5 protein-coding genes are annotated in these 4,014 nt (G+C 71.3%); all 5 read right to left on the bottom strand.

The window, feature by feature from the left end:
- Positions 1-83 precede the first annotated feature (83 nt).
- Positions 84-707, bottom strand: coding sequence for a glutathione S-transferase (locus KDH83_RS29885; RefSeq protein WP_212322485.1), 624 nt, complete (start codon positions 705-707; stop codon positions 84-86).
- A gap of 171 nt (positions 708-878) precedes the next feature.
- Positions 879-2,102 carry an MFS transporter gene (locus KDH83_RS29880; RefSeq protein WP_212322483.1) on the bottom strand — a complete coding sequence of 408 codons (1,224 nt, stop codon included), beginning with the start codon at positions 2,100-2,102 and terminating at the stop codon, positions 879-881.
- A 134-nt stretch (positions 2,103-2,236) separates the two neighbouring features.
- Positions 2,237-3,028, bottom strand: a complete 792-nt coding sequence (gene map / locus KDH83_RS29875; RefSeq protein ID WP_212322481.1) for a type I methionyl aminopeptidase — start codon at positions 3,026-3,028, stop codon at positions 2,237-2,239.
- Positions 3,028-3,273, bottom strand: a complete 246-nt coding sequence (locus tag KDH83_RS29870) for a ParD-like family protein (protein WP_212322480.1) — start codon at positions 3,271-3,273, stop codon at positions 3,028-3,030. Before KDH83_RS29870 ends, map begins: the two co-directional genes overlap by 1 nt.
- Before the next feature lie 78 nt (positions 3,274-3,351).
- Positions 3,352-4,014 (bottom strand): DUF2894 domain-containing protein (locus tag KDH83_RS29865; protein WP_212322477.1); only part of this gene is annotated, 663 nt, incomplete at its 5' end.

The raw sequence follows: 4,014 nt of genomic DNA, 5'->3' as shown, positions 1-4,014 counted from the left end.
GATCGGGGTGGGTCTGCACGCGCTGGTGCTGCTGGCGGGCGGCTGAGCGCTGGCCGCGTTGCCGCCAGGCGGGAATGCCGGTCCTATGCCACGCCATTGCGGCCATGCCGCCGGTAGCCCTCGCGCAATGCCAGCCGGTCGTAGTAGGCCGCCACCGCCGGCAGCGCCGGCTTCGCGAAAGGCGTCTCGAACCACCGGTTGACCGACAGGCCGACGGGAATGTCCGCCAGCGAGTAGCCGGCGCCCGCCACATGGCCGCCGGTGGCTTGCAGGCGCTGTTCCAGGATGCCCATGAACTGCGTCCAGGCCTGTTGCGAGGCCTGGATCGCGGCGGGATCCTGATGGGCGGGCGACTGGCGCGCCAGGGCCATGAAGGCGTAGCTCCATGAGCGGTTCAGGTCCGTGGCCTGCCAGTCCATCCATTGATCCACCCTGGCGCGCAGGCGCGCCTCGGCCGGGTAGAGCGCGCCGTCGCCGTACTGGTTGGCCAGGTAGCGGATGATGCTGTTCGATTCCCACAGCGTGAAGTCGCCGTCCTGGATGACGGGCACCATGGCGTTCGGGTTGAGCGCCAGGAAGGCCGGGGCATCGGTGGGCTGGAAGCCCGAGCCCCAGTCTTCGCGCTCGAACGGCAGGCCGAGTTCGACGCAGGTCCACAGGACCTTGCGCACGTTGATGGATGAGGCTTTTCCCAGGATCTTCAGCATGAGGCGGACGGGTGGATGGACGATCGACCGGGCCAGTCTATGGCATGGCGCGTCCAGGCGGCAGATACAGTTTGCGTTTTCCCGGGCCGCAACAGTGCCGGCGCCGCCGGCAAACCGCCGCCGGCGAGGCCCGCTGGGCGAGGCATGGCCAGCCCGCGACCGCGCTCCGGATCAGCCGGCCACGGCTTCGGGCTGGGTGCGCAGCCTGGGCACTGGCGAGGCGCAGATCACGGCGAACTGCAGCGCGAAGCCCAGCGCCGAGACCCACAGGCAGGCGGCGATGTCCACATGCTCGGCCAGGGCCGCACCGATCAGCGCGCCGACGGGGCGCGCTCCGAAGGTGGCGGTCAGGATAACGGCCGACACGCGGCCCAGCATGGCGTTGGGCGTGACCGCCTGGCGCAGCGTGGTGGTGGCGATGGTCCAGAGGATGGGACCGGCGCCGAACAGGAAGAAGGCGAGCGCGGCCAGCGCGGGCGAGGGGCGCGCCAGGGTCAGCAGCATCAGGGCGCTGGCCAGCAGCGCGCACAGCGGGCCGGCGGCGATCAGCGCGCCGAAGCTCAGCCGGCGCGCCAGGCGCGGCGCCAGCAGCGCGCCGGCCAGCATGCCCAGGCCATAGATGCCCAGCGTCAGGCCCACGCCGGCGGCGTCCAGCCCCAGGTCGCGGATGGCATAGACCACGTACACGGCCTGCAGCACGAACCAGGCCACATTGAAGAACACGGCGGTGACCAGCACGGGCCGCAGCAGCGGATGGCGCAGCACGAAGGCGGCGCCTTCGGCCAGCTCGCGTCCGATGTGGCGGCGCGTCGCCGTCGCGGCGGGCGCGTCGGCCGGCAGTCCCGCCAGCAGCATGGCGGCCAGCAGCGACAGCGCGGTCGCCAGCGCATAGGCGGCGGACGCGCCCAGCGCGCTGACCAGCGCGCCGCCGGCGGCCGGGCCTGCGGAGAAGGCGGCGCTGCGCGCCAGCTCCAGCCAGCGGTTGGCGCCGGCCAGCTCGGCCTGCGGCACCAGCCTGGGCACCAGCGCGGGGGCGGCCACGTTGTAGGCGACGGTGCCGACGGCGCCCAGGAAGCCCAGCGCGGCCAGCAGCGGCAGGGTCAGCTGGCCGGACCAGAGCAGCGCCAGCAGGCACAGCAGGCTGACGGCGCGCGCGCACTCGGCGGCGCTCATCAGCAGCCGGCGCTGCATGCGGTCGGCCAGCACGCCGGCGGGCAGCGACAGCAGCAGGAAGGGCAGGGTCTGGGCGGTCTGCAGATAGCCGGTCTGGGCGGCGTCCGCGCCCAGCGCCAGCACGGCGGCCAGCGGCGCGGCGGCCAGGGCGATCTGTTCGGAGAATTGGGCGGCCAGGTTGGACGAGGCCAGTCGGCGGAACGCCGGAGACAGGGAGGGCATGGAGGCGATGGCAGCCGGTGCGTTGGACGGGAAACGTCCTGGCGCGGCGGTGAGCGGCCAGAACGGCGGAGACGCCATCATGGCCGCCGCCGTCCGTTGTGGCACTCCGCTACTTGCGCTGCCCGGCAGCCGCCTCAGGGGATGGGCGGGTAGTCGCCGAAGCCGTCGGGCCAGGGCGTCAGCACTTCATGGCCGGTGTCGGTCACCACCACCATGTGCTCCCACTGCGCGGACAGCGAGCGGTCCTTGGTGACCACGGTCCAGCCGTCGGGCATCTGGCGCGTGGCCGGCTTGCCGGCGTTGATCATGGGTTCGATGGTGAACATCATGCCGGGTTGCAGCACCAGGCCCTCGCCGGGACGGCCGTAGTGCAGCACCTGCGGCTCGTCGTGATAGATCTGGCCGATGCCATGGCCGCAGTACTCGCGCACGATGCTGAAGTGCTCGCGGTGCGCCACCGTCTGGATGGCGTGGCCGATGTCGCCCAGCGTGGCGCCCGGCTTGACGGCCATGATGCCGGCGCGCATGGCTTCGTAGGTGGTGCGGACCAGCCTGCGGGCCAGCGGGCTGGGTTCGCCGACGTAGTACATGCGGCTGGTGTCGCCGTACCAGCCGTCCTTGATGACGGCCACGTCGATGTTCAGGATGTCGCCGTTCTTGAGCACCTTGGACGACGGGATGCCGTGGCAGATGACGTGGTTGGGCGAGGCGCAGATGGTCTTGGGAAAGCCGTGGTAGCCGATGTTGGCGGGGATGGCCTGCTGCACCTTGACGATGTGGTCGTGGCAGATGCGGTCCAGCTCGTCGGTGGTGACGCCGGGCCGCACGTGCTCGGCCACCACCTGCAGCACTTCGGCCGCCAGCGCGCCGGCCTTGCGGGCCATTTCGATGTCGGCGGCGGATTTGATCGAGACCTTCTTGGCCATCACGCGGCCTCCCGCTGGGCGTCTTGCGGTTGGCCCTGGGACAGGGCGGCGATGGAGAAGCCCTCGGCCTGCTCGATGCGGATCAGCAGCTGGCAGATGTCCGCGTGGCGCAGCTGGGGATACAGCTCGGACAGCATGCCGATGCGCATCCAGTGCTCGGCCTGGGAATTGATGGAGCGGCTGAGCGCGGCGCTGGCCACGCGCAGGTTCTCATGCATCTGCTCGGAGATTTTGACGATGCCCATGTAAGTGATCCGTATATGGTTTGTATATGGATCGTATCTTACTGCGGGCACCGGGTCCGGCGCAAATCGAATGGGGCGTCAGGCCGTCTTGGCCCGGCTGCGCTTGGCGGCGGGCTTGGCCGCCTTGCCCGCGCCCTTGGCGCCAGCCTTGGCCGAACCGCGCGCGGCTTCCTTGGCGGCGGCCACCGCGCCGTCGAACTGCTCCATCCAGGCCAGCGCGTCCAGGTAGGACAGGAACTGGTGCAGATAGCCGGGCGAGAGCTGGCGCATCAGCGCCAGCGAGCGGTGGACCAGGTTGTTGGAATTGAGCGGGCCGGCATTGTCGGGCACCTGCTGTTCCGATTGGCGCAGCTGGCGGTTGGCGCTGACCTTGGCCCAGATGTCGCGGTACACGTCCAGCAGCGGCAGCTCGGGATAGGCGCTGCGCCAGGGCACGGCGTGGCCGGTGTCGAGCGCGCGGGCCAGGCTGGCCAGGGTATCGGCGGGCAGGGGCGTGTCGATGGGCGCAACGGCGGCCGAATCCCGCGCGTCGTGGTCAGCCGCTACCGACGGCTGGGCCGCCGGGCTGCCGGGCGCGGCCTCGTCCCGCTCCAGGTCCGCCGCGTAGGCGTCGAGCAGGGCGGCCAGGCGCTGGTCCAGCAGCGCGCGGGCGGCGCCGGCATGCGGCTCGGCGCGCCGCTCCAGCGCGTCCATGAAGCGGAAGCGCACGGGATCCAGGCGATCGGCGCCGCGCTCGCGCCA

Source organism: Achromobacter sp. Marseille-Q0513 (assembly GCF_018195695.1).
Lineage (GTDB): Bacteria > Pseudomonadota > Gammaproteobacteria > Burkholderiales > Burkholderiaceae_B > Achromobacter.
The sequence above is the reverse complement of the archived record's forward strand: the minus strand, read 5'-3'. Positions and strand labels throughout refer to the sequence as shown.

Excerpts from the sequence above, each read along its gene's own strand:
- KDH83_RS29885 (WP_212322485.1), bottom strand. The coding sequence starts at position 707 with ATGCTGAAGATCCTGGGAAAAGCCTCATCCATCAACGTGCGCAAGGTC.
- KDH83_RS29880 (WP_212322483.1), bottom strand. The coding sequence starts at position 2,102 with ATGCCCTCCCTGTCTCCGGCGTTCCGCCGACTGGCCTCGTCCAACCTG.
- map (WP_212322481.1), bottom strand. The coding sequence starts at position 3,028 with ATGGCCAAGAAGGTCTCGATCAAATCCGCCGCCGACATCGAAATGGCC.
- KDH83_RS29870 (WP_212322480.1), bottom strand. The coding sequence starts at position 3,273 with ATGGGCATCGTCAAAATCTCCGAGCAGATGCATGAGAACCTGCGCGTG.